At 55.2% G+C, this 21,548-nt stretch carries 15 protein-coding genes and 2 tRNA genes; 7 read left to right on the forward strand and 10 right to left on the reverse strand.

Features of this window, described 5'->3' with window-relative positions; all coding sequences use genetic code 11:
* Nucleotides 1-33: 33 nt before the first annotated feature.
* Nucleotides 34-876: a DUF2911 domain-containing protein gene (locus CA832_RS07740; RefSeq protein WP_088341010.1), complete on the forward strand. Its 843-nt coding sequence runs from the start codon at nucleotides 34-36 to the stop codon at nucleotides 874-876.
* Nucleotides 877-923: 47 nt separating this feature from the next.
* Here the strand turns inward: CA832_RS07740 and CA832_RS07745 are convergent, their stop codons facing one another.
* The 7 genes from CA832_RS07745 to CA832_RS07775 all read right to left on the reverse strand — a co-directional run bounded on the left by CA832_RS07745 (nucleotide 924) and on the right by CA832_RS07775 (nucleotide 8,716).
* Nucleotides 924-2,630 (reverse strand): sodium:solute symporter, encoded by a 1,707-nt coding sequence (locus CA832_RS07745; protein ID WP_088341011.1) that lies wholly within the window; start codon nucleotides 2,628-2,630, stop codon nucleotides 924-926.
* A 104-nt stretch (nucleotides 2,631-2,734) separates the two neighbouring features.
* On the reverse strand, nucleotides 2,735-5,263 hold the full coding sequence (locus CA832_RS07750; RefSeq protein ID WP_088341012.1) for a PIG-L family deacetylase: 2,529 nt from the start codon (nucleotides 5,261-5,263) through the stop codon (nucleotides 2,735-2,737).
* Between the two features lie 76 nt (nucleotides 5,264-5,339).
* Nucleotides 5,340-5,888 carry a mechanosensitive ion channel family protein gene (locus CA832_RS07755; RefSeq protein ID WP_088341013.1) on the reverse strand — a complete coding sequence of 183 codons (549 nt, stop codon included), beginning with the start codon at nucleotides 5,886-5,888 and terminating at the stop codon, nucleotides 5,340-5,342.
* Nucleotides 5,889-5,890: 2 nt separating this feature from the next.
* Entirely contained in the window at nucleotides 5,891-6,820 is a 930-nt protein-coding gene (locus CA832_RS07760; protein WP_088341014.1) for a septum formation inhibitor Maf, read from the reverse strand.
* A gap of 24 nt (nucleotides 6,821-6,844) precedes the next feature.
* Entirely contained in the window at nucleotides 6,845-7,477 is a 633-nt protein-coding gene (locus tag CA832_RS07765; RefSeq protein ID WP_233131766.1) for a Maf family nucleotide pyrophosphatase, read from the reverse strand.
* Complete coding sequence (locus CA832_RS07770) at nucleotides 7,444-7,971, reverse strand: KdsC family phosphatase (RefSeq protein WP_088341016.1); 528 nt, start codon at nucleotides 7,969-7,971, stop codon at nucleotides 7,444-7,446. The genes CA832_RS07765 and CA832_RS07770 overlap by 34 nt, the downstream gene beginning before the upstream one ends.
* Nucleotides 7,955-8,716, reverse strand: coding sequence for a Rossmann-like and DUF2520 domain-containing protein (locus CA832_RS07775; RefSeq protein ID WP_158211903.1), 762 nt, complete (start codon nucleotides 8,714-8,716; stop codon nucleotides 7,955-7,957). The genes CA832_RS07770 and CA832_RS07775 overlap by 17 nt, the downstream gene beginning before the upstream one ends.
* A gap of 133 nt (nucleotides 8,717-8,849) precedes the next feature.
* On the opposite strand from CA832_RS07775, the gene ccsA reads away from it, so the two are divergent.
* From ccsA to bshB1, 4 genes are all read left to right on the forward strand, one after another.
* Nucleotides 8,850-12,035 carry a cytochrome c biogenesis protein CcsA gene (gene ccsA, locus CA832_RS07780; protein WP_088341018.1) on the forward strand — a complete coding sequence of 1,062 codons (3,186 nt, stop codon included), beginning with the start codon at nucleotides 8,850-8,852 and terminating at the stop codon, nucleotides 12,033-12,035.
* Between the two features lie 160 nt (nucleotides 12,036-12,195).
* Nucleotides 12,196-13,602, forward strand: coding sequence for an MATE family efflux transporter (locus tag CA832_RS07785; protein ID WP_088341019.1), 1,407 nt, complete (start codon nucleotides 12,196-12,198; stop codon nucleotides 13,600-13,602).
* 36 nt (nucleotides 13,603-13,638) lie between these two features.
* The gene (locus CA832_RS07790) at nucleotides 13,639-14,820 is read left to right on the forward strand and encodes a trans-sulfuration enzyme family protein (protein ID WP_088341020.1); all 1,182 of its coding nucleotides are present in this window, start codon (nucleotides 13,639-13,641) and stop codon (nucleotides 14,818-14,820) included.
* Between the two features lie 6 nt (nucleotides 14,821-14,826).
* Nucleotides 14,827-15,549, forward strand: coding sequence for a bacillithiol biosynthesis deacetylase BshB1 (gene bshB1, locus CA832_RS07795; protein ID WP_088341021.1), 723 nt, complete (start codon nucleotides 14,827-14,829; stop codon nucleotides 15,547-15,549).
* Here bshB1 and CA832_RS07800 read toward each other — a convergent pair.
* On the reverse strand, nucleotides 15,546-17,621 hold the full coding sequence (locus CA832_RS07800; RefSeq protein WP_088341022.1) for an ATP-binding protein: 2,076 nt from the start codon (nucleotides 17,619-17,621) through the stop codon (nucleotides 15,546-15,548). The genes bshB1 and CA832_RS07800 overlap by 4 nt on opposite strands.
* A gap of 269 nt (nucleotides 17,622-17,890) precedes the next feature.
* On the opposite strand from CA832_RS07800, the gene CA832_RS07805 reads away from it, so the two are divergent.
* Nucleotides 17,891-17,967, forward strand: a tRNA-His gene (locus CA832_RS07805).
* Between the two features lie 227 nt (nucleotides 17,968-18,194).
* Here the strand turns inward: CA832_RS07805 and CA832_RS07810 are convergent.
* Nucleotides 18,195-19,754, reverse strand: a complete 1,560-nt coding sequence (locus CA832_RS07810) for a M28 family peptidase (RefSeq protein WP_088341023.1) — start codon at nucleotides 19,752-19,754, stop codon at nucleotides 18,195-18,197.
* Between the two features lie 70 nt (nucleotides 19,755-19,824).
* Nucleotides 19,825-20,808, reverse strand: coding sequence for a carbohydrate kinase family protein (locus CA832_RS07815; RefSeq protein WP_088341024.1), 984 nt, complete (start codon nucleotides 20,806-20,808; stop codon nucleotides 19,825-19,827).
* A gap of 130 nt (nucleotides 20,809-20,938) precedes the next feature.
* Here CA832_RS07815 and CA832_RS07820 point away from each other — a divergent pair.
* Nucleotides 20,939-21,023: transfer RNA gene (locus tag CA832_RS07820), tRNA-Ser, on the forward strand.
* Nucleotides 21,024-21,548: the final 525 nt, after the last annotated feature.

A 21,548-nucleotide genomic window follows, 5' to 3' on the forward strand; every position in this document is an offset into this window, starting at 1 on the left:
CGTAGCTTTGGATAAAACCTAATTCCGCATTCCATGAAAAATCAAGTATTTCTTTTTATTGCCTTATTATCAGGGGTTTGGGGTTATTCCCAGATACAAACCCCCCAACCGAGCCCGTATTCGGAAATGACCCAGATGGTGGGCCTTACCGAAGTAAAGATCACCTATTCCCGCCCGTCCATGAAAGGGCGGACCATCTTTGGGGACCTGGTGCCTTACGACAAGGTATGGCGGACCGGGGCCAACATGAACACCACGGTAAGCTTCAGCGACCCGGTTACCGTAGGGGGTACTTCCCTTGCAGCCGGCACCTACGCCCTGTATACCAAGCCGGGGATGAACCAGTGGGAGGTTTACTTCTATACCGATGCCAACAACGGCGGGCTTCCCAGGGAGTGGGATGAAAGCAAGATTGCGGCTAAAGCCTCCGTCCCGGTATATAAAATGGATGACACGGTTGAGACCTTCACCATTACTGTAGATGACCTCACCAACAACGGGGCTTCCATCGGGATCCTCTGGGCGGATACCTACGTGGGCGTTCCCTTTGGGGTTCCCACTGCCGAAAAGGCCAAAAAGAGCATTGAGGCTGTGATGGCCGGGCCTTCGGGCAACGACTACTTTTCTGCTGCCTCCTACTATTTTGCCGAAGGGATGGACCTGAAGAAGGCCAAAGAATGGATAGATAAAGCGGTATCCATGAACCCTGATGCCTTCTGGATGGCCCGCCAGCAATCCCTCATTTATGCCAAGCTTGGCGACATGAAAGGGGCTATAGCAGCTGCTAAAAATTCCCTGGCTGCCGCCCAGAAAGCCAACAATGCCGATTACGTGAAGATGAATCAGGATTCCCTGAAGGAATGGGGCGTTGAATAGGCCTTAAAATCAGAAGAACAAAAACCCGGGTATCGCCCGGGTTTTTTTTATACCCTTACGGGTGGGCGGTTTAACATACGGTCGAACCCTTCCAGCAGGAGCGCCAGCAGGATGACAAGGGTACAGCCGAAGGCGTTGAGCCAGAGGTAGGACATCCAGTCGTTGGCCCACCCTACAATTACCACAACCTGGGTAATGAGTGCCGCTACAAAGACGGCGTTGCCCCGAACAAAACGGATAAAGAAGGCCAGCAGGAAGATCCCCAGTACGTTTCCATAGAAGATGGAACCAATGATATTGACCAGTTGTATGAGGTTGTCGAAGAGGTCGGCAACGCAGGCAATCAAAATGGCAATAACCCCCCAGATGAAGGTGAAAAGACGCGACATCCGCAAATCCCGGCCCTTGTCGTCCGTTTCCCGGGCGTTGCGTTTGTACAGGTCCAGGGCCGTAATGGTCCCGAGGGCGTTGAGTTCCGATGCTGTGGAAGACATGGCAGCCGAGAGGATTACCGCCAGGAGCAGCCCGATAACCCCCCGGGGGAGGTAGTTCAGGATGAAGTGGATAAAGACGTAATCCTTGTCATTGGTTTCCACAGCCGGGTCTGCCTGCCGGATGAGCTCCCGTGCTACCTCCCGCTGGTTGCGTTCCCGTTGGTTGATGCTGAGGATGTTTTGCTTCGCATCTATAGTGGCGCTGTATTCCTTCAGCTCCAGCGCCTGGGAGAAGGCATCCTGCGCCATTTTTTTATCTACCTGGATTTCTTCGTGGGCCGCCTGTAAGGTCTTGTACTGCTGCGCATATTCAGATTCCAGGACCGCCTTGGTGGCCGCGGGGTTGAAGTTCAGGGGGGAGGGGTTGTACTGGTAGAACACAAAAACCATGACCCCCACCAGCAGGATAAAGAATTGCATGGGGATCTTTAAAATAGCATTGAAGATAAGCCCAAGCTGGCTTTCCCTTACGGATTTGCCCGACAGGTAGCGCTGCACCTGGCTCTGGTCTGTCCCGAAATAGGCCAGCATCAGGAACATCCCCCCGGTTATCCCGCTCCAGAAGGTATACCGGCTGTCTGTATCCAGGTCGAAATTTAGGATGTTCAGCTTATCGCTTGCCCCGGCCACCTTGAGGGCTTTGCCAAAGCTGATATCCGTGGGCAGGTACCCGAGGATAAAGAAAAAGGCTGCAAACATCCCCAGCATGATGACGAACATCTGTTGCTTCTGGGTTACGTTCACGGCTTTGGTTCCCCCGGAAACCGTGTAAATAATCACCAGAATCCCAATGATGATATTCAGGGTGGTGAGGTCCCAGCCCAACACGGCGGAAAGGATAATGGAGGGGGCAAAAATCGTGATTCCGGCCGAGAGCCCGCGCTGCACCAGGAAGAGCAGGGCTGCCAGGGTCCGGGTTTTCAGGTCGAACCGCTTTTCCAGGAACTCATAGGCCGTATAAACCTTAAGGTGGTGGTAAATGGGGACAAAGACCATACAGATGATGATCATCGCCAAAGGCAGACCGAAGTAGAACTGCACGAACCCCATCCCGTCGTGGAACGCCTGCCCGGGGGTGGAGAGGAAGGTGATGGCGCTGGCCTGGGTAGCCATAACGGAGAGGCCTACTGTGAGCCATTTGGCCCGTTTGCCCCCGCGGACATAGTCCTCAACATCCCGGCTGCCGCGCGTGCGCCAGACCCCGAAGCCGACAATGAACAGCAGGGTTCCCGAAAGTATAATCCAGTCTAGTGCGGCCATCTCAGGCGTTTGATATCATGATGTAATAGAACAGCAACACATAGAGGATGTTGAGGACCAGCACCAGCGTGTAGGCCGGTTTCCAGACCATTTTTTCCTTCATCTCATCCTTTAACTGCATCCGTCTTCAGGTTGGCCTTCCCAATTGAAAGCATGTTGGCAAATAACTTAAAAGCGCCGGAAACCCCTTCCGGCATTTCCCGGAAAAAGCTAAGCCCGGTGTAAATATAGTGTCCTTCCCCATAAGGAGCCACCAGCAGGCTGCCTTTCCGTTCGGGTTCTCCCGGGTCGTTCATGGAAAGCACCGGGGTATAGGCTTCGTCCCATTGGTCGGGGAAATAGAGACCGCGTTCCTGAACCCACCCGTCAAAATCGGATGCCGTTAGGGCATTCGGGAAATTCAGAACCGGGTGCTGGGGTTCCAGCAGGCGTACGGGGGCATTCTCATCGGAAACCCGGTCTCTGGACAATTGCAAGGGGTAGGGGGCCAGGTCGCTGAAATCCCGGTTTCCCCTTCCGGAAGTATTGTACTGGACCACCAGGGTACCGCCCTGTTTGACATAGTCCATCAGGATGCTGTTTTTAAAGGGCAGGTCGTCCAGGACGTTATAGGCCCGGATGCCCAGTACGACAGCATCCATAGCCTTGAGGCGCTCCTGGCTCAGGTCCTGGGTCTGCAGGGGGTGTACCGTGTACCCGATAGCTTCCAGAGCTTCCGGGATGGCATCTCCGGCGCCCATCACATATCCGATATGCTGCCCCTCTTTTTTCACTTCCAGCCGTACCACGCGGATGCGTGCAGGCATCAGAACCGTCTGGGTGGGGATGTGCTCGTACGCGATATCGATCTGCTCATCCCGGTAGATGTTGCCGTTTAGACTAACCCTGGGCCGCACTGCTCCTTCCGAAGCATTGGCAGGTGGGGACAGGCTGAACTGGAACCATTGCTCGTCTCCCTTACCTTCCAGGCTGAATGTTTGGCTTTCAGGGGTAACCCGCCACCCTTGGGGTACGTCCAGGGCTACCTGCCCACTGGCCTTGTCGGTATGCGATTTTACACGGATCCGGATATCCTTGGGGTGGGCGTCGGCGAACAGGGCAACCTGTTCTTCGAAAGACGCGGTTACGGGGTCAACAATATCAAAGGCCCGGTAACGCTCGCCCTGGTCGGGTTCCGAGTACCGGTGGATGACGGGCCGGTGGAAGGTTAACTCCTGTCCGTTAACCGCAAGGGTGATTTCCGCTTCAAATGCCGCGGGGGTAACCGGTTTGCCGATCAGATCATCGGAGGGGATAGAGTAGCTGCCCAGGGTACCGGGCTCCCGTAACCAATAGGGGGTAGTGCCCGGGTGGTCCTCAGGAACTTCCAGGGAGGTTTCCAGGACAACCTTTTGGTTCTGCCCTAGGGCAAAGGTGCTGTCGGCAACCCGCGCACCGGCCAGCTGAACGTCCAATACCTTTACCGGCCATCCCGAACGGTTGAGTAATTCAAGGCCTACCCCTGCGGTACTTCCGGGTACGGCTGCATAGTCGGAGGCAGAAGCTTCCAGATACAGGCCGCATACCCCGGCAATCAGTTCCTTCAGGGCTATGCGCTTCAGAGGCACCCAATGGGCATCCTCCAGGGATTCCAACCGCTGGTAGGCCTCCAGCAATTCCGGGAGGTGGACCGAAGGGTTGGCAAAATTAAAATTCGCTTCAAGGGGTTCGAGGATCTTCCCGACGGCTTCTCCGCCGGGGATCCGGCTCCAGGTGGTATTGATCCCCGCAAACAGGTCATTATCCTTGGGGGAATCGCCTGCAATCAATTCCAGAAACTCCTCCTCGCTTCCCCGCTGGAGGGGGCGGCCAAAGCCCTGGCACCTATGCTGGCTGCTGGCCAGGGAGGCTATTTCATTGTTGGATACCCCGCGCTCCGGGTAATAGACTCCGACGTCCACCGACACCAGGTCAGAACGGTCTACCGCCTTCAGGAAGGCTTCCGGACTGCCATAAAACCACCATGAGGTGTTGTGGAACAGGCGTTTGGGCTGCCAGGGTTCCAGCTGGTCCAACTGGTCGGTGTATGCCTGCGGGTCTGCTGCCAGGTCGAATGCTTCCGTGCTGAGCATGGCAGAAGAGGTATGGTGCCCGTGGGTACTCCCGGGAGTGCGGTGGTCGAAACGGTTGACGATGACATCCGGGCGGAACTGGCGGATGATGCGCACCACATCGGAAAGCACCTGGTCTTTATCCCAGATCCGGAGGGTCTCGTCCGGGTATTTTGAGTACCCGAAATCCACGGCACGGGTAAAAAACTGTTCCCCGCCATCTACCCGCCGGGCCGCCAGAAGTTCCTGGGTGCGCAGGACGCCTAACAGCTCCCGTAACTCGGACCCGATAAGGTTCTGCCCGCCATCGCCCCGGGTCAGGGACAGATAGGCCGTCCGGGCATGTACCGCATTGGAGAGATAGGAAATCAGGCGGGTGTTTTCATCATCCGGGTGGGCAGCGATATATAGGGCCGAACCCAGGAAGTTGAGTTTTTGGAGGTCGTTGTATAATGCAACCGAAGTGGGGGGCTGGGGTGCCTGGGCAAGTACCAGGTAGGGGAGCATGAGAAACAGCAGCGATCTGAGTGCTGGAAAGCGCATGAGTCGTAGTTTAGTCGGCTCTAAAAGTAACAATAAAATAGGCGGAGGGCCGGCCCCTTTAGAACTTCTTTAACACCTACAGCGCCTCGGAACCCTCGCTGTCCTCCGGAGTGCTGGGCAGGAGGGCCACGGCTTTCTGCAGCAGCAGGTTGTTGGGATAGGTAATAAGCGACCCACCGGGTTGCCTCAGGTGCACATGGAAGGCGCGGATATCCTCAATAGTGAATTCCGTAAAATCCTCCCCCAGGTCTTTGTCCAATACACGAATGCGGTCGCCGATCTTGAAAGGAAAGGAAAAAAACAGGATAACCCCTGCCGTGACATTACTCAAAATAGACCAGCTGGCAAACAGGGCTACCCCAATGACCGCGAACACTGAGGAAAGGATAATGCCAAGGTCGCGGATGGATACACCCCAGATGGCAATCAGGGCAACGATAAAGACCAGGGTGTGCCCCACCATCACATACTTTATAATGAGCCGGGTGCGCACTTTATCCAGGTCTGATATCCGCCCTACGCGGCGGATGGCCTGAATGGAAAGGAAACGGGTAAACAAAAGCACCAGCATGGTAACCACGCTGGTAATGATCTCGTTTTGGTATTCCTGCCAAAGGGTTTCCATAATCAGAGGCCTAGGCTGTCCCTCAGGCCCAGGTTTTCGTTAGCGTTTTGGCTCCAGTACGGGCTGCGGAGTTTTTTCTTCAGTACAGCCGATGTGGTCATGGCTTCGGCCCCGGGCCCGAACCCGCTCGGGTAGGTTTCCTGCCACCCCAGGATGGTATGGGGGAAGGCACCTTCGAAACGGATTTCCAGTCGCCGCTCCAACTCGGGGTAGGACAGGGTCAGGGTCCTTTCCGCTCCTTGAGGGCTCAGCTGAATTTCGGCCTGGTAGGCCTTAATAGGCTTGTGTTTCAGCCTCAGGTATTCCAGGGAAGGGATGACCTGAAGACTGCCCGTGGGCAGGTCTTCCGGCCGGATCCGCAGGCGTGTCCAGAGTTCATCCTCCAGGATGCTTTTCGGCAGCTGCAGCTTCTGGTCGCCCTCGCTTTCGAAATAACTGAAGGCCTCCACTTCGAAGGCATCCCGGTTATTGAGCTGGGTAAATACGTGGCCGCACCATTCCTGTACGGAAGTGGTGGTTTTCAGGGCATGCATATGGTCGCCTACCGGATAGAAGATACTGCTCATAATGGAATAGGGATAAATCCCTGTGAGGAACTTCTTGGTCCGGTTCAGTTTGAGTACAGAGACGGCGTTGGGCCCGGGCCTGTCGGCTTTGACCTGTGCTTCCGGGTTGAAGGGCTCGGTAACGTAAACCAACACCGCATTTCCGTCCCGCAGTTCCCCGTAGCGGGCCTGGCTAAGGGTGTAACTGCTGACTTCGGCCACCCCGGCGTACCAATAGGACTTGAAAGCTTCCGAAACCGGCTTTGGAGAAGGGGCTTCCACGGTTGCTGATGCCGTATCTTTATAATTTTCAGGTGCCGGTGCCATATTACAGGCCCCAAGCAGGGCGAGGGCGAGTCCGGCAGTTATTGAGATTCTTATGGTCATAACGATTCTTTTGTCAAAAGTAGCCTAAAATCCGCGCGAAGCCAGACGTTTTAAGGTTTTGTAAACCAAATGGGTCGGCAGCCCGACCACATTGGTATAGGACCCCTCGATGGCTTCCACCCCTATAAGCCCGATCCATTCCTGAATCCCGTAGGCCCCGGCCTTGTCCAGGGGCAGACCCGTGGCCACGTAGGCCTCGATTTCACTTTCACTCAAAGGGGCAAACTTAACCCGGGTTATCTCGTGGAGGGTTTGCATCCCCCAATGGCCAAGGAAACAAACCGAGGTAATCACCTCATGCCAGTTGCCCGAAAGGCTCCTGAGTGCTTCCCGGGCCTGTTCCGGCCCTTCCGGTTTTTCCAGGACCTCCCCCTGGTGCCAGACAATGGTATCCGCCGTAAGCAGCAACTTCCCCGGTTTCTTGTCGAAGGGCACTGCACGGGCTTTTAGCTCACAGAGGTAGTCGGTAATGGCACTCCCGGCCAACCCTTCCGGGTAGTGTTCCGCCACATCCGGTGAAACCACCTCGAAACGCAACCCAAGGGCCTGCAGGAGTTCCCTCCGGCGGGGCGACCCCGACCCCAGCAGCAGGTGTTCCGGCTGTATGTCAGAACCAGGGGCCATCAGTCGTTGGCCGCGCTGAAAAAGTCCTCCCATTTCCCCTGTACGCGCATCACCTGCTGGATGATATCCCGCACGCAACCCTCGCCCCCGTTCAGGTGGGAGATGTAGTCCGAGATCGCCTTAACCTCCGGGGCGGCATTCTGGGGGCAGGTCACAAGCCCGGCGTACCGCATGGCCGGGATATCCGGGATATCGTCGCCCATGTAGAGCATTTCCCCCCTGGAGACCTGATAATCTTCCATATAGTCCCGGAGCACCTCTTCTTTGTGTCCGGCCCCGAGGAAGATGTCGGTTACCCCTAGGGCCTGCAGGCGCTGGCGCACCCCTTCGTTCGTCCCGCCGCTGATGATGCAAATCCGGTATCCTGCCGAAAGCGCTGCCTTTACAGCAAAGCCATCCCGCACGCTCATCTTGCGCAGCAGTTCCCCGGAGGTGGTAATCAGTACCGAGCTGTCGGTAAACACTCCGTCCACATCGAAGACAAAGGTGGTAATGGCGTTTAGGAGTTCCTTATAGTTTGGTTTCATACATCGATTGTATTGATTCGGTGAGTTGTTCGTAAACCGGAAGTAAAGGGCTGTTTTCCAAAAGGTTTCGGTGGGCAGCCAGGGTAGGAGCATCTGCCCGGCGGGCAGGGCCGGTTTGAGCTTCACGTGCGGGCATGGCCTGCCATTTGCGGCAGGTTTCCTGCAACAGGGGCCCCAGCAGGCCCGGATCCAGGTTGTGGTCCCGGCAATACGCCTGGGCTAATGTGGCCATATGGTTGGTGAAATTATTGGCAAAGACGGCTGCCAGGTGTACCCGTAAACGCTGGGTGGAATCGGCCTGGGCGGGGAGGCAGCCGAGGGCCTGTGCCAGTTCGGATAACAACACGCGGTCTGCGGCCCTCTGGGCTTCGATCAGCACGGGGACACCTTCCAGCGAAACCCCGGAACCCGGGGAAAAGGTCTGGATGGGGTAAAACACACCGGCATGTACCGATTTCGGGAAGGCATCCATGGCTGTAGCCCCGGAAGTATGGGCAAGGAGTCCCGTATACCCTTCCAGCTGCCGGGACACTGTGGCAATGGCCCGGTCCGAAATAGCTACAAGCACGAGTTGGGCTTCCCTGGGGATTCCTATGAGGCCTACGGACAAGCCTTCCGGGGTAAAGGTTATTTTTCCCGGGTCCCGGGCCATCCAGTGGGTCAGGACAATGCCGTCTGCCTCCCACAAGGCTTTCCCCAGGTGGTGGGCCAGGTTGCCGCTCCCGATTAACGCCACGTGTATCATGCCCCAAAAATACAACTTATCCGATGGCAGTAATATACCTGGGGGAGAAGCGTCATTCTTAACAGAAAGGGGTGGGCCATTTGGCATTCTCTCCTTATTTTTGCCCGTAACGAAACCATTTCCGCCCAAGGCTATGTTTAAAACCCTGGAAAATATCCTCTTTTCAACCCGGCTTATGGCCGTCCTGTTTGTCACTATGGCAACGGCCATGGCCTTCGGGACCTTTATAGAAAGCTGGTACAGTACCGAGACCGCCCGTATCTGGATTTACAATGCCTGGTGGTTCGAAGCCATCATGCTGCTCTTTGTAATCAACTTTATCGGGAATATCCAGCGGTATCGGTTGCTGCGTTGGGAAAAATGGCCGGTGCTCTTACTCCACCTGTCCTGGGTGCTGATCATCGCGGGGGCCTTTATCACCCGCTATATCAGTTATGAGGGCAGTATGCCTATTAGGGAAGGCGCTACGGAAAATGTTTTCTACTCGGATAAAACGTACCTCTCTGTCCTGTTGGATGGGGAGATAGAAGGGCAGATGCAGCGCAAGGAGCTTGAGGACGACCTGATTGTTACCGAGCAGGCCCTGCAATCTACATTGCCCTGGAAGACGCAGTTCGGGGAGCAGCCTGTATCGGTGGAGTATGTCAATTTTGTAGCAAATGCCAAGATGGGCATTATGCCCGATCCTGAGGGCAAAACGTTCCTGAAAATTGTGGAGGCCGGTGCCGGGAACCGCCACGACCACTACCTGGAAGAAGGGGAGGTGGCCAATATCCACAACGTGCTGTTCAGCCTGAACCGGGAGGTAGCCGGGGCGGTCAATATCCGTGTTACGGACAGCGTCATGACCATGAAATCCCCGTTTTCCGGAAGTTTTATGCGCATGGCAGACCAGTTGAGCGGAACCGTTACCCCGGACAGCGTACAGCCCCTGATGCTCCGGTCCCTCTATACCATCGGCTCCATGCAGTTTGTGATGCCCGAGCCTCCTATGCAGGGGAGTTTCCAGGTAACGAAGATCCCGGAGGAAGAGCAAACCGACAACGACCCGGACGCTCTGGTGGTCCGCGTGTCTTCCGGGGGGGAATCCCGGGAGCTCGCTCTTTTGGGTGGCCGTGGCCGGAAACAGTATTCGGACCCTGTAACAGTAGGGCCTTTACGGGTGCGCGCAGCCTATGGTTCCAAGATCCACACCCTGCCGTTTTCCATTACACTCAACGATTTTATCGCCGAGAAGTACCCCGGCACGGAACAGGGATACGCCTCCTTTATGAGCCAGATAACCGTAAGGGATTCTATAGGGGGGGAGCGCCCCTTCGATTATGATATCTACATGAACCACGTACTGGATCACCAGGGTTACCGGTTTTTCCAGGCGAGCTTTTTCCCGGACGAACAGGGTACGGTGCTTTCTGTAAACCACGACTTCTGGGGTACCTGGGTAACCTATATCGGGTACTTCCTGCTCTATGCCGGGCTCATGGGGATCATGTTCTTCGGTAAAACCCGCTTCCGCAATCTGGGTCGACGCCTGGAAGAATTGCAGAAGAAGCGGGCCACACTTGTTTTGCTGGCCCTTTTGGGGCTGCAAGGCCTGTCTGCCCAGGATGCGGCAGGGCATGAGCACAATGCCCTCCCGGACATGGAAACGGTCGATTCCCTGATCATGGCCACGGCAGTTCCAGAGGAACAGGCCCGCAAGTTTGGCCACCTGGTGATCCAGGACGACGGCGGGCGTATGAAACCCATCAACACCTATGCGTCCGAGTTGCTCCGGAAAATCAGCTTTAAGGACAATTACAAAGGGCTTACCGCAGACCAGGTGCTTCTGTCCATGATGATGCGCCCCAACCTCTGGACCGTGGCCGAGTTTATCGCCCTGGATAAAAAGTCGCAGAACGACAGCATCCGCAACCTAATCGGGGTGCCTCAGGACCAGCGCTATGTACGCCTGATCGACTTTTTTGACGAGGCCGGGAAAAACAAACTGGACCCGGTTCTCCGCGAAGCCTTTTCCACCAACAACCCGAACAAATTCCAGCAGGACTTCAAGGACGCCTACCTGCGGCTGGGCTTGCTTAACAGGGCCCTGAGCGGGGACATACTGAAGATCTTCCCGCTGCTGGACCACCCCAATAACAAATGGATTTCCGCCCTGGAATACCGAAGCGGCCGTTTCCCGGTTGCCGACACCCTGTATTCCAACTTCATCGAGAATTCGGTCTCCTTTTACCTGATGTCCCTGCAACGTGCACAGCAGGACGGGGATTATGAGGAAAGCGAAAAGCTCCTGGCGGCTTTCCGTCAGAACCAGGAAAACAACGGGAGTGCGGTCCTCCCTTCCGAAGACAAGGTAAAAACCGAGGTTATTTACAACCGTCTGGATATTTTCAATAAGCTGTATAGGTACTATGCCTTAAGCGGGTTGTTGCTCTTTTTTATCCTCATCTTCCAGATTTTCAAGGAGCGTCGGATATGGGATATTGCGGTCTATTTCTTTAAGGGCACCATCTTGCTGCTATTCCTCTGGCATACGGCAGGTTTATTGATCCGCTGGTATATATCGGGCCATGCCCCCTGGAGCGACGCTTACGAAAGTATCCTCTATGTGGCCTGGGCCTGTATGGGAATGGGCCTTCTCTTCGGGCGCAAAAGCGACATGACCGTTGCCGCCTCGGCCTTTGTGACTTCCATGCTGCTCTGGATTGCCCACCAAAGCTGGGTAGACCCGGCTATCGCCAACCTGCAACCCGTGCTCAACAGCTACTGGTTAATGGTACACGTGGCGGTTATCGTGGCCAGTTACGGGCCGCTTACCGTAGGCATGATCCTCGGGGTGGTAAGCCTGTTGCTCATCATCCTGACCACAGGCAAGAACCGCAAGCGTATGCACCATAACCTCAAGGAACTTACCGTCATCAACGAACTGGCCCTCACGGTGGGGCTGGTGATGCTTACCATCGGGAACTTCCTCGGCGGCCAATGGGCTAATGAGAGCTGGGGCCGGTACTGGGGCTGGGACCCCAAGGAGACCTGGGCGCTTATCTCCATCCTGGTCTACGCCTTTGTGGTTCATGCCCGGCTGATCCCGGGCCTGCGCAGCGCTTGGACCTTCAGTTTCCTCAGCGTGGTGGCCTTCGGCAGTATTATGATGACGTATTTCGGGGTAAACTTCTACCTGGTAGGCCTGCACAGTTATGCCAGCGGGGCCCAGGTTATAACCCCTGCCTTTGTCTGGTATATGGCCATTGGCGTGTTGGTTTTGGGGGCGGTGAGCTACTGGCGTTACCGCGTCCACTACGTTTCGGATGAAAAATAAGTTTGGCTAGCCAGCGGGTTTTTTGCATATTTGGCTCATTGTGAAGTCTTAGGACAGATGATTCCTGCTACGGACATAGCGTAAGTGCACGCGCCCATTCTGGGTTGCGCCGGGCCTGAAGGGCCCTGATCCTCCTTTTGTCCAACCTTATTCCTAAGACATGCCTTCCCTTAAAAGCACTTTTACCAAATATTTCCGGTATTTCCTGCAGGCCGTTCGCGGCTCGGAATCCGATTATACGACCGGCAGCCTGCGTAAGGCTATTTTTATGCTCTCCATCCCCATGATCCTGGAGATGATGATGGAGTCTGTATTTGCCGTAGTCGATATCGCTTACGTTTCCCGCGTGAGCGTAAACGCCGTGGCCACCATTGGCCTTACCGAGAGTGTCATTACCCTGGTTTATGCCATTGCCATAGGCCTGAGTATGGCCGCAACCGCGGTAGTAGCCCGAAGGGTGGGGGAGAAAAACCTACCTGCAGCCCGTATCGCAGCCGTGCAGGCCATCCTCCTGGGGAGTATCCTGGCCCTGGTCATTGGTTTTTTCGGATACCATTACGCCCGCGAAATCCTCCAGCTCATGGGAGGTGAACCCGACCTGATCGAAGAGGGTTACGGATACACCCGCTGGCTTATAGGCGGGAACATCACTATCATGCTCCTGTTTCTGATTAATGCCATCTTCCGGGGGGCAGGGGATGCCTCCATGGCCATGTGGACCCTGGTCCTCTCCAACGGGCTTAACATTATCCTGGACCCGATTTTTATTTTCGGCCTGGGGCCCATCCCGGAGTTCGGGGTGACCGGAGCTGCCATTGCCACCAACATCGGACGCGGCACGGCCGTGCTCTTCCAGCTCAGTATCCTGCTCTTCGGGTGGGGCCGCATCCGGGTCCGCCTGCGGGATTGGGTACTGAACCTGGCAGTCATGTGGAACCTGGTGCGCGTATCCCTGGGCGGTATTGCCCAGTTCCTGATCGGCACTTCCAGCTGGGTCTTCCTGATGCGGCTGATGAGCACCTTCGGGAGCGAGGTCCTGGCCGGGTATACCATAGCCATCCGGGTGATGATGTTTACCCTCATGCCGGCCTGGGGGATGAGCAATGCCGCCGCCACCCTGGTAGGGCAGAACCTGGGAGCGGAGCAGCCGGAGCGCGCCGAGCGTTCGGTTTGGAAGACCAGCAAGTACAACGCCATTTTTATGCTTACCGTTTCGGTGGGCTACCTGGTATTTGCCCCGGAGCTGATGCGGCTGTTTACCCAAACCCCGGATGTGGTGGAGAATGGGGCCCTGTGCCTGCGGGTCCTGGCTGCAGGCTACCTGTTCTATGCCTATGGGATGGTCGTTACCCAGGCGTTTAACGGCGCGGGAGACACCCGAACCCCCACAAGGATCAACCTGGTGGCCTTCTGGATGTTCCAGCTGCCGCTGGCCTATGTGGCGAGCCTGGTATTGGGGATGGGCCCCATGGGGGTCTTCCTGGCCATCACCCTGGCGGAAGTATTGCTCAGCCTCCTGGCTATCCGGGCTTTCAGGAGCGGGAAATGGAAAGACACCCGAGTGTGAGTAATTGCTTATTTTTGGAGGACTCATCTAAGACCTATGGAACAATCCAAAGCCGGGATGAACACCCGGTGCACGCATAGCGGACATCTGGAGGACCTGCAGTTCAAAGGGGCGGTTTCCCCCTTGTTCCCCAGTACTTCCTATGCCTACGACGGGGTAGACACGAAGCGCTACCCGAGGTACTTCAATACCCCCAACCAGGAAGCCCTGGCCCGGAAGGTGGCCGACCTCGAACATTCGGAAGCCGGGCTGATTTTCGGTAGCGGCATGGCCGCTGTAAGCACCTCCCTGCTGGCTTTTCTGGGCAGCGGAGACCACCTGGTGCTCCCGGAACAGTCTTATGGGGGCACACAGAACCTGGTCCGGGAGGAATTCGGGAAATACGGTATTGAGGCCACCTTTGTAACCGGTACCGAAGCGTCCGATTTTGAGGCAGCCATCCGACCCAACACCAAGGTGCTTTACCTGGAGACCCCGTCCAACCCGTTGCTCTACCTGACGGACCTGGAAGCGGTTTCCGGCCTGGCCCGCTCCAGGGGGCTGGTAACCATGATCGACAATACCTTTGCAAGCCCCATCAACCAAAATCCCGCAGATTTCGGCATCGATATTATCATCCATTCCGCCACCAAATACATGGGCGGGCATTCCGATATCTGCGCCGGGGCGGTAGCGGCTTCCGCCGCGCATATCGACCGGATCTTCCAACTGGCCAAAAACCTGGGGGGAAGCCTGAGCGACTACACCGTTTGGTTATTGGAGCGCAGCATGAAAACCATGGGGCTCCGCGTTAAGGCACAGAGCCAGAATGCGCTGGAACTGTCCCGGCACCTGCGGACCCATACCGGGATTTCCCGTGTATACTATCCCGGTCTGGAGGACCACCCGGGGCATGCTATTGCAAAAGCCCAGATGCGCGGATTCGGGGGGATGCTTTCCTTCGAACTGGCGCCGGACCGCGATGCGGACCGCTTTGTGAAGGCCCTGAAGTGGGTAAAGCCCTCCATGAGCCTGGCTGGGGTGGAAAGCACCCTGACCCTGCCTTCCCAAACCTCCCATGGGCTGCTCTCCCCTGAAGAGCGGGAGAAAGCCGGTATCGCTGATGAGCTCATCCGGTTTTCCTGCGGGATTGAAGACATTCAGGACCTGATTGCCGACCTTGACCAGGCTCTGGCGGCTGCCGCAAAAGTATCGGCTGGTGCGGCCCTAATCAAATAAGATCGTATGAAACTCGATATACTCGTTTTCGGGGCGCACCCCGACGATGCCGAACTCGGGGCAGGGGCCACCATCGCCAAGGCAGTGGCCCAGGGGAAGAAAGTAGGGATAATTGACCTCACCCGAGGGGAACTCGGTACCCGGGGGACGGCGGAAATCCGCGACCGGGAGGCCGCCAAAGCAGGTGAAATCCTGGGTTTGGCCATGCGGGAGAACATGGAATTCGCAGATGGGTTCTTCACCAATGACCGGACCCATCAGATGGCCCTGATCCGGGAAATCCGCAGGCTCCGTCCGGATGTGGTGCTGTGTAACGCTATTGAAGATCGCCATATTGATCATGCCAGGGGCAGCAACCTGGTGAGTGACGCCTGTTTTCTGAGCGGCCTTGTGAAGATCGATACCAAAGCCGAAGGGGACGATCACTGGCAGGAACCCTGGCGTCCCAGGCAGGTCTATCACTATATCCAGTGGAAGAACCTGGAGCCGGATTTCGTGGTCGATGTAAGCGGGTTTATCGAAACCAAAATGGAGGCTATCCATGCCTATACCTCCCAGTTCTACGACCCGAAGAGCGACGAGCCGGACACCCCCATAAGCAGCAAGAATTTCACCGATAGTGTGATTTACCGGGCGCGGGATTTGGGCAGGCTCATTGGCGTGGAATACGCAGAAGGGTTTACAGCCGAAAGGCCGGTAGCGGTCCGCAACCTGGACGACCTGATCTAAACAGCCTGGATAAAGCTGTTGGCGGGTTTGGGCAGGGTAAAGTAGAAGGTACTTCCCTTGCGCGGGATACTTTCCGCCCAGATTTTCCCTTTATTTTTTTCGACCATTTCACTGCATAGGGACAACCCGAGGCCGGTCCCTTTTTCGTTGTCGGTCCCGTAGGTAGAGGAGGTGTTTTTATCCTTGAAAAGCCGCTCGAGGGTTACCCGGTCCATTCCCACACCGGTATCCCGGATGGCGATTTCCCAGTGGCGGTTCTCCTCTGTGGCCTTAATGGTCACCATCCCGTTGTGGGGGGTGAATTTAAGGGCATTGCTGATCAGGTTCCGAACCACGATGTCCACCTGGTTGGGATCGGCCCAGATAAGGGTGTTTTCGTCCACTTCGCTCACCATGCGGATCGATTTCTTCTGCGCCTGTTCCGCCAGCAGGTTTAAGTTTTCCTGTACAATCCCGGCCAGGGAAATGGACGCAGGTTTGGTAACCGACCCATTCAGCTGGGAGTGCCCCCAGGAGAGCAGGTTGTTCAGGGTAAAGTGGATGTGGTCCACGTCGGCCCTTAGTTTCGGGATAAACGATTTGAATTCCTGCGGGCTGACTTCCCCGTCCCGGAACATATCCAGTAACCCCTTCAGGGCTCCTATGGGTCCACGCAGGTCGTGTCCGATAATGGAAAAGAGTTTGGTTTTGGTTTCGTTGTTGGCCACCAGTTCCTCCTTGCGGCGCTCCAGGATGTCTTTTTTCTCCCGAAGCTCCTCGGTAAGCCGCTTCTGGAGTTTCTTCGAACGGAATACCAGGTAGAGGATAACCAGCACTATAAAGAGTAACACCCAGCCAATCCGGATATACCGTTTTTGCCGGGAGAGCTCCAGGTCGCTGGCCGCGATGAGGGCTGCTTTTTGTTGTTCGTAATGCGTTTTAGCCTTGTGCAGGTTCAGGCTTTGCTGGTTTTCCGTTTTGGAAAGGGAGTCTGAGAGTTGCTGAAAGAGTTCGTGGTACGCCAGGGCTGTGGCGTAATCCTCGTTCTTCCGGTATACCCGGTACAGGGTCTGGGCGCAATCGCGTGTCCCGTCCCTGGAGTTGATTTTCTTGCTCAAGTCAAAGGCCACATTGGCATAATGCGTAGCCAGGGAGTCGTTTCCTTTGGCCAGGTGGGCTTTGGCCATGCCGTTGAGGAGGTCTATACGGGAACGGTCGTCGTCAATCTGGCCGTGTAGCATCTCACTTTGGTTATACCAATAGAGCGCCCATTTGTAGTTGTGTTCCTTCAGGTAAATCTTGCCCTTGGTCTCATAGGCGAAGGCCAGCCAGTCCAGGATCCGGTGGTGTTCAAAGACATCTATGCTTTGGTTTACATTGAACATGGCGTATTCCAACTGCCCCATGTCCGCATAGAGTGAAGCCAGGTTGCTAAGGGTTTCGGCCTCGATGATCTCGTTGCCTATAGATTTGTTGATACGCTTGACCTTTTTGTAATAGGCGAGGCACTGTTCGTAGTCTTTCTGTTCGCCGTAGAGGTTGGCGATATTCTCATTGATGATGGACTGCATCAGCAGGTTTTCATCCGCCTCAGCCAATTCCAGGGCTTCCAGGTAGTGGTTCAGGGCACTGCCATAATCCCCTTTGTAGCCAAATTCCCCGGCCATGTTGCTCAGGATTTTCAGCCGCAGCTCTTCGAAGTCGTGCTCCCGGGTCATCTCGAGGCCCATCCGGTAATAGTCCAGGGCTTTGTCATTGGCGCCCCGGTCGGAGAAGTAATCCCCCATGCGTAAATATCCGCGGCATTCCCCTTTATCATAGCGGGCTTTCTTGCTGTATTCAATGGTTTGGCTGGCGAGGGTGTAAAGACTATCCGAGTTGTAATACCGAATGGCCCCGGCCAGGTCTACCAGGCGGTTGATATAGGCCGTATCCTTAACGCTAAACCCATCCATGCGTTCCATGGCGCGGATTTCCACTAAAAGGGATTTTCGGGAGGGGTCTGCACCGAAACTGGATGCCAGGCTTCCCAGACATACCACGGCCAGGATGAGGAATCGTATTATTCTGCAGGAAAGCACAGGGGTTTCCATAGGGGTTGGGTTGACTTCCGGCTAAAGTAGATTCCGTATATAGGCCTTGCGAAAAATTGTTGTGAAACCCAGTTTTCTGTGTGTTTGGTCGGGGTAAGTGTGCAGTTCGTCGATAAAACAGGGTAAAGATCTCCTAAATCCAGAGTGCTCTGTCGAAGGAATCTAGGGGTGTTACCACTGAATTATGCCCGAAAATCTTTTGTTCCAATTCCCAAAAAGAAGTACCTTTGCCTCCGCCTTCAGGACGTGAGTTCCTGCAGGATCAAGCGGTGGTTGTAGCTCAGCTGGTTAGAGCGCTGGATTGTGGTTCCAGAGGTCGCCGGTTCGAACCCGGTCTTCCACCCCATACAAACCTCCAAAAGGATTTCCTTTTGGAGGTTTTTTAATTAGAAAAGAACTCAAATGAGATTTGGTTCTTTTCTAATTAAAACCTACCGCGCAAAGGCGTGGTAGGTTTGTATGAGAGGCCTCCCGCCAGCGCGCCATCTGGCCCCTCGCGGTAAAGCCAAATCGTTGGCTTATTGGGATAAAAAAACCCGCTCTGAAGCGGGTTTAAAACACATTCGCGACGGGTTACCGGGCTACCTGGTCTACCTTCAGACGGGACTCCCGGTTGGCCACTTCCCATGCGGTATAGAAAATAAGGCGCGTCCGGTTTTCCAGCAGGTCGTAATTGATTTTGTCCGGCGTATCCCCGGGGCGGTGGTAGTCCACGTGGGTGCCGTTGAAGTAGAAAATGATCGGGATGTTGTTCTTGGCAAAATTGTAATGGTCGCTTCTGTAATAGAACCGGTTGGGGTCGTTTTCATCGTTGTAGGTGTAATCCAGTTCCAAGCCCATATATTCCTGGTTCACAGCTTCAGATAGCTCATGCAGTTCCGTGCTGAGTTTGTCCGAGCCGATCAGGTAGATGTAGTTCCGGTCGCCCTCGCGCTTCGGGTCTATCCGGCCGATCATATCGATATTCAGGTTGGCTACGGTTTGGTCGAGCGGGTAGAGGGGTTCCATGTCGGTGTAATAACGGGAGCCCAGCAACCCTTTTTCTTCTCCGGTAACATGGAGGAACACCAGGGAGCGCTTTGGTCCTTTCCCCGCATCTGCCGCTGCCTTAAAGGCCTCGGCAATTTCCAGGAGGGCTACGGTCCCGGAGCCATCGTCGTCCGCCCCGTTATTGATCTCACCATTGGCGTTTACTCCGATGTGGTCCAGGTGGGAAGAGATGACCACATACTGGTCCGGATAGGTGCTCCCCTGTATGAAGGCCACAACGTTTTCCGAGTCGATAATTTCATTCTCACTAACCACCGCAATCTCGAGGTCAGCCGGTACCATCGTGGCCTCGGTGGCCGAGTCCCATTCCGGGTAAAGCCTTTCGGCCATTTCGGGCTGCAGCAGGACCAGTTGCATCTCATTATCGTCCGATTTCAGGTTCATCTGCCCCCGGTCATTGCTCTTCATGTTGTCGAAATAACGCTTGTAGCGGGAAAAATTACCCTCGTCCACAAAGAAAACCGCACGGGCTCCTTTGGCTTCCGCCACCTCCCTGCGTTTCCCGATAGCTTCGGACATATTGCTCCATTTGGAGGGCTGGTCTGTACCGGTAAGCAGGTAGGTTCCATCTTCCGAAATCGGCTCTCCGGATTTCATCAACAACACTTTGCCACGGACATCCAGGTTCCCATAATCTGAATAGGATTCGGTTTCGATGCCGTAACCCACATAAACCACTTCCGTATAGGTTCCGCTACCGGCGGTAAAGGTCAGGAAGGCATCCCCATTGTCGAAGGACTTCTCACCTATGCGGATACTGCCATTGGGCAGCTTGGCCATTTCCAGCGGGACTTTCTGCAGGTACTCCTGCGTATTGCGGGCCGGGGCAATGGCCATCTCCTTATACGCTGCGGTCAGGTAGGCTACGGCTTTTTTCTGGCCTTCGGTACCTGTTTCACGGCCTTCGAATTCATCGGAGGCGTAGATATAAAGGTGTTCTTTGAGCTCACCCTCGGTAATGGTTTCGGCAAATACCGTTGCATCGTCCACAGGGTTCGATGGCTGGTTTTGCCCGGTTACCGGTTTTTGGGTGCTGTTGCACGCCATAGCCAGGCAGGCGAGCAGGAAGGTTAATCGTTGCATGTTGGATCGGATTGGTGCATAGCGCCAAAAATACGCAAATCCAACGGAACGAATGGACCCGGGTTACCGGTTACAGGGAGCCGTAGGTTTTCAGGATCATGGCCTGGGTTTCCTCCAGGTTCTTGAAGACATCGAAGGTCCTTCCCTGCGTGCGCTGGGCCCCAAGGGCGTTGGCGTATTTGGCAGCGCGAATGTAATCGGTGGGGTTCTCCAGCAGGCCGTATCCCAAACCACCGGCAAAGGAATCGCCGCACCCCGTGGTGTCTATAACTTCCTTTACCGGAATGGAGCCCACGATTTCCTTATGGATACCATCCGTGCCCTTGGAGTATACCGCACTGCCGCCGGCATCGAGGGTTACAATCAGGGATCTCACCCCACGCGAAAGCACATGGGCCGCCAGGTCGTCCAGGTGGGTGGTTTCGACTTCATGAAGGGGTTTGAGGTCCTCAGGGCTGTATTCCGCCTGGAACCAGGAACAACGGGATTCTTCCAGGTTCATTTTCAGGACATCGATGTAGGGCAGCCAGATATCCCGGTCTACCCAGAAGCGCACATGGCGCTGGCCCAGGACATCTACCGTGTTGGTGGGCCCATGGGCATCGAAGATGATGGGGGCGTCGGTATGCTCCTTGATGTACCTTAAAGTTTCCAGGGGGATTTCGTAATCGGTAATGGGAACACATACAAAAACATCGGCATCCAGGACTCCCTCAAGGTCCGATCCCACAATGGGGTTCATAAACCCGGTTTGTCGTTCCAGGCGGTTGTTCTGGTCTACGAATTCCAGCTGGATGATATCGCCCTGGTCCGCATCGGCGGTGATATGCTGCGTCCGGATATTGGGGTAGGGGCTAAGGACTTCCAGGACCCCCGGCAGGTCTGCCTTCCGAACATGGGAGACCAGATGCACCGTGCCGGAGTCCCCCAACAGGCGGGATAGCCCGATGGCCGTATGGGTGGCACACCCGTATTTTTCAATGACTTCGCCCTTATGGGTGGTAATATGGTCCCTGGGGATGGGCCCCAGTACGGCAACTTTTAATGATTTCATCCGGAGGAATTAATGTAAGGTTGAAGATAGTAAAATAGATAGAATCCGCTAACCCGAAGACCTCAAGAGATTTTCTATATCCCGGGCCTTCGGATACCAAAAAGCTTTTCTATATTTGCACCCGCACACAGGAGGAATGGCAGAGTGGTCGAATGCGGCGGTCTTGAAAACCGTTGAGGGTCACACCTCCGGGGGTTCGAATCCCTCTTCCTCCGCAACCCAAAACCCAGACGGCAACGTCTGGGTTTATTTGTTTTGAAAGGAAGCGAAACTCGTTTCAGCTTCCGGGCAAAACAAATAAAATGAAGTTCGCGAAAGCGAACTTTGGTTTTGGTTATTGCAGGTCCCTCCCTCAGGGATCACGCGCGGTAGCGCGTAATCCCAAATCCCAAAATCCACATTCTAAATCACAAGTGTTTTGTAAAAAGTAATGTCATGCGATAGCATGGATGGGTTTTGGGTATTGCAGGCCCCCACCCAGGGATCACGCTGCGAGAGCAGCGTAATCCCAAATCCCAAAATCCACATTCTAAATCACAAGTGTTTTGTAAAAAGTAATGTCATGCGATAGCATGGATGGGTTTTTGGTATTGCAGGTCCCTCCCTCAGGGATCACGCACCGCAGGTTCGTAATCCTGGAAATCCCAAACACTAAATTCCAAATACCAAGTCATTTGTAAGAAGGACTACCATGCGACAGCATGGATGGGTTTTGGTTATTGCAGGTCCCTCCCTCAGGG

Source organism: Robiginitalea sediminis, assembly GCF_002198115.1.
Lineage (GTDB): Bacteria > Bacteroidota > Bacteroidia > Flavobacteriales > Flavobacteriaceae > Robiginitalea > Robiginitalea sediminis.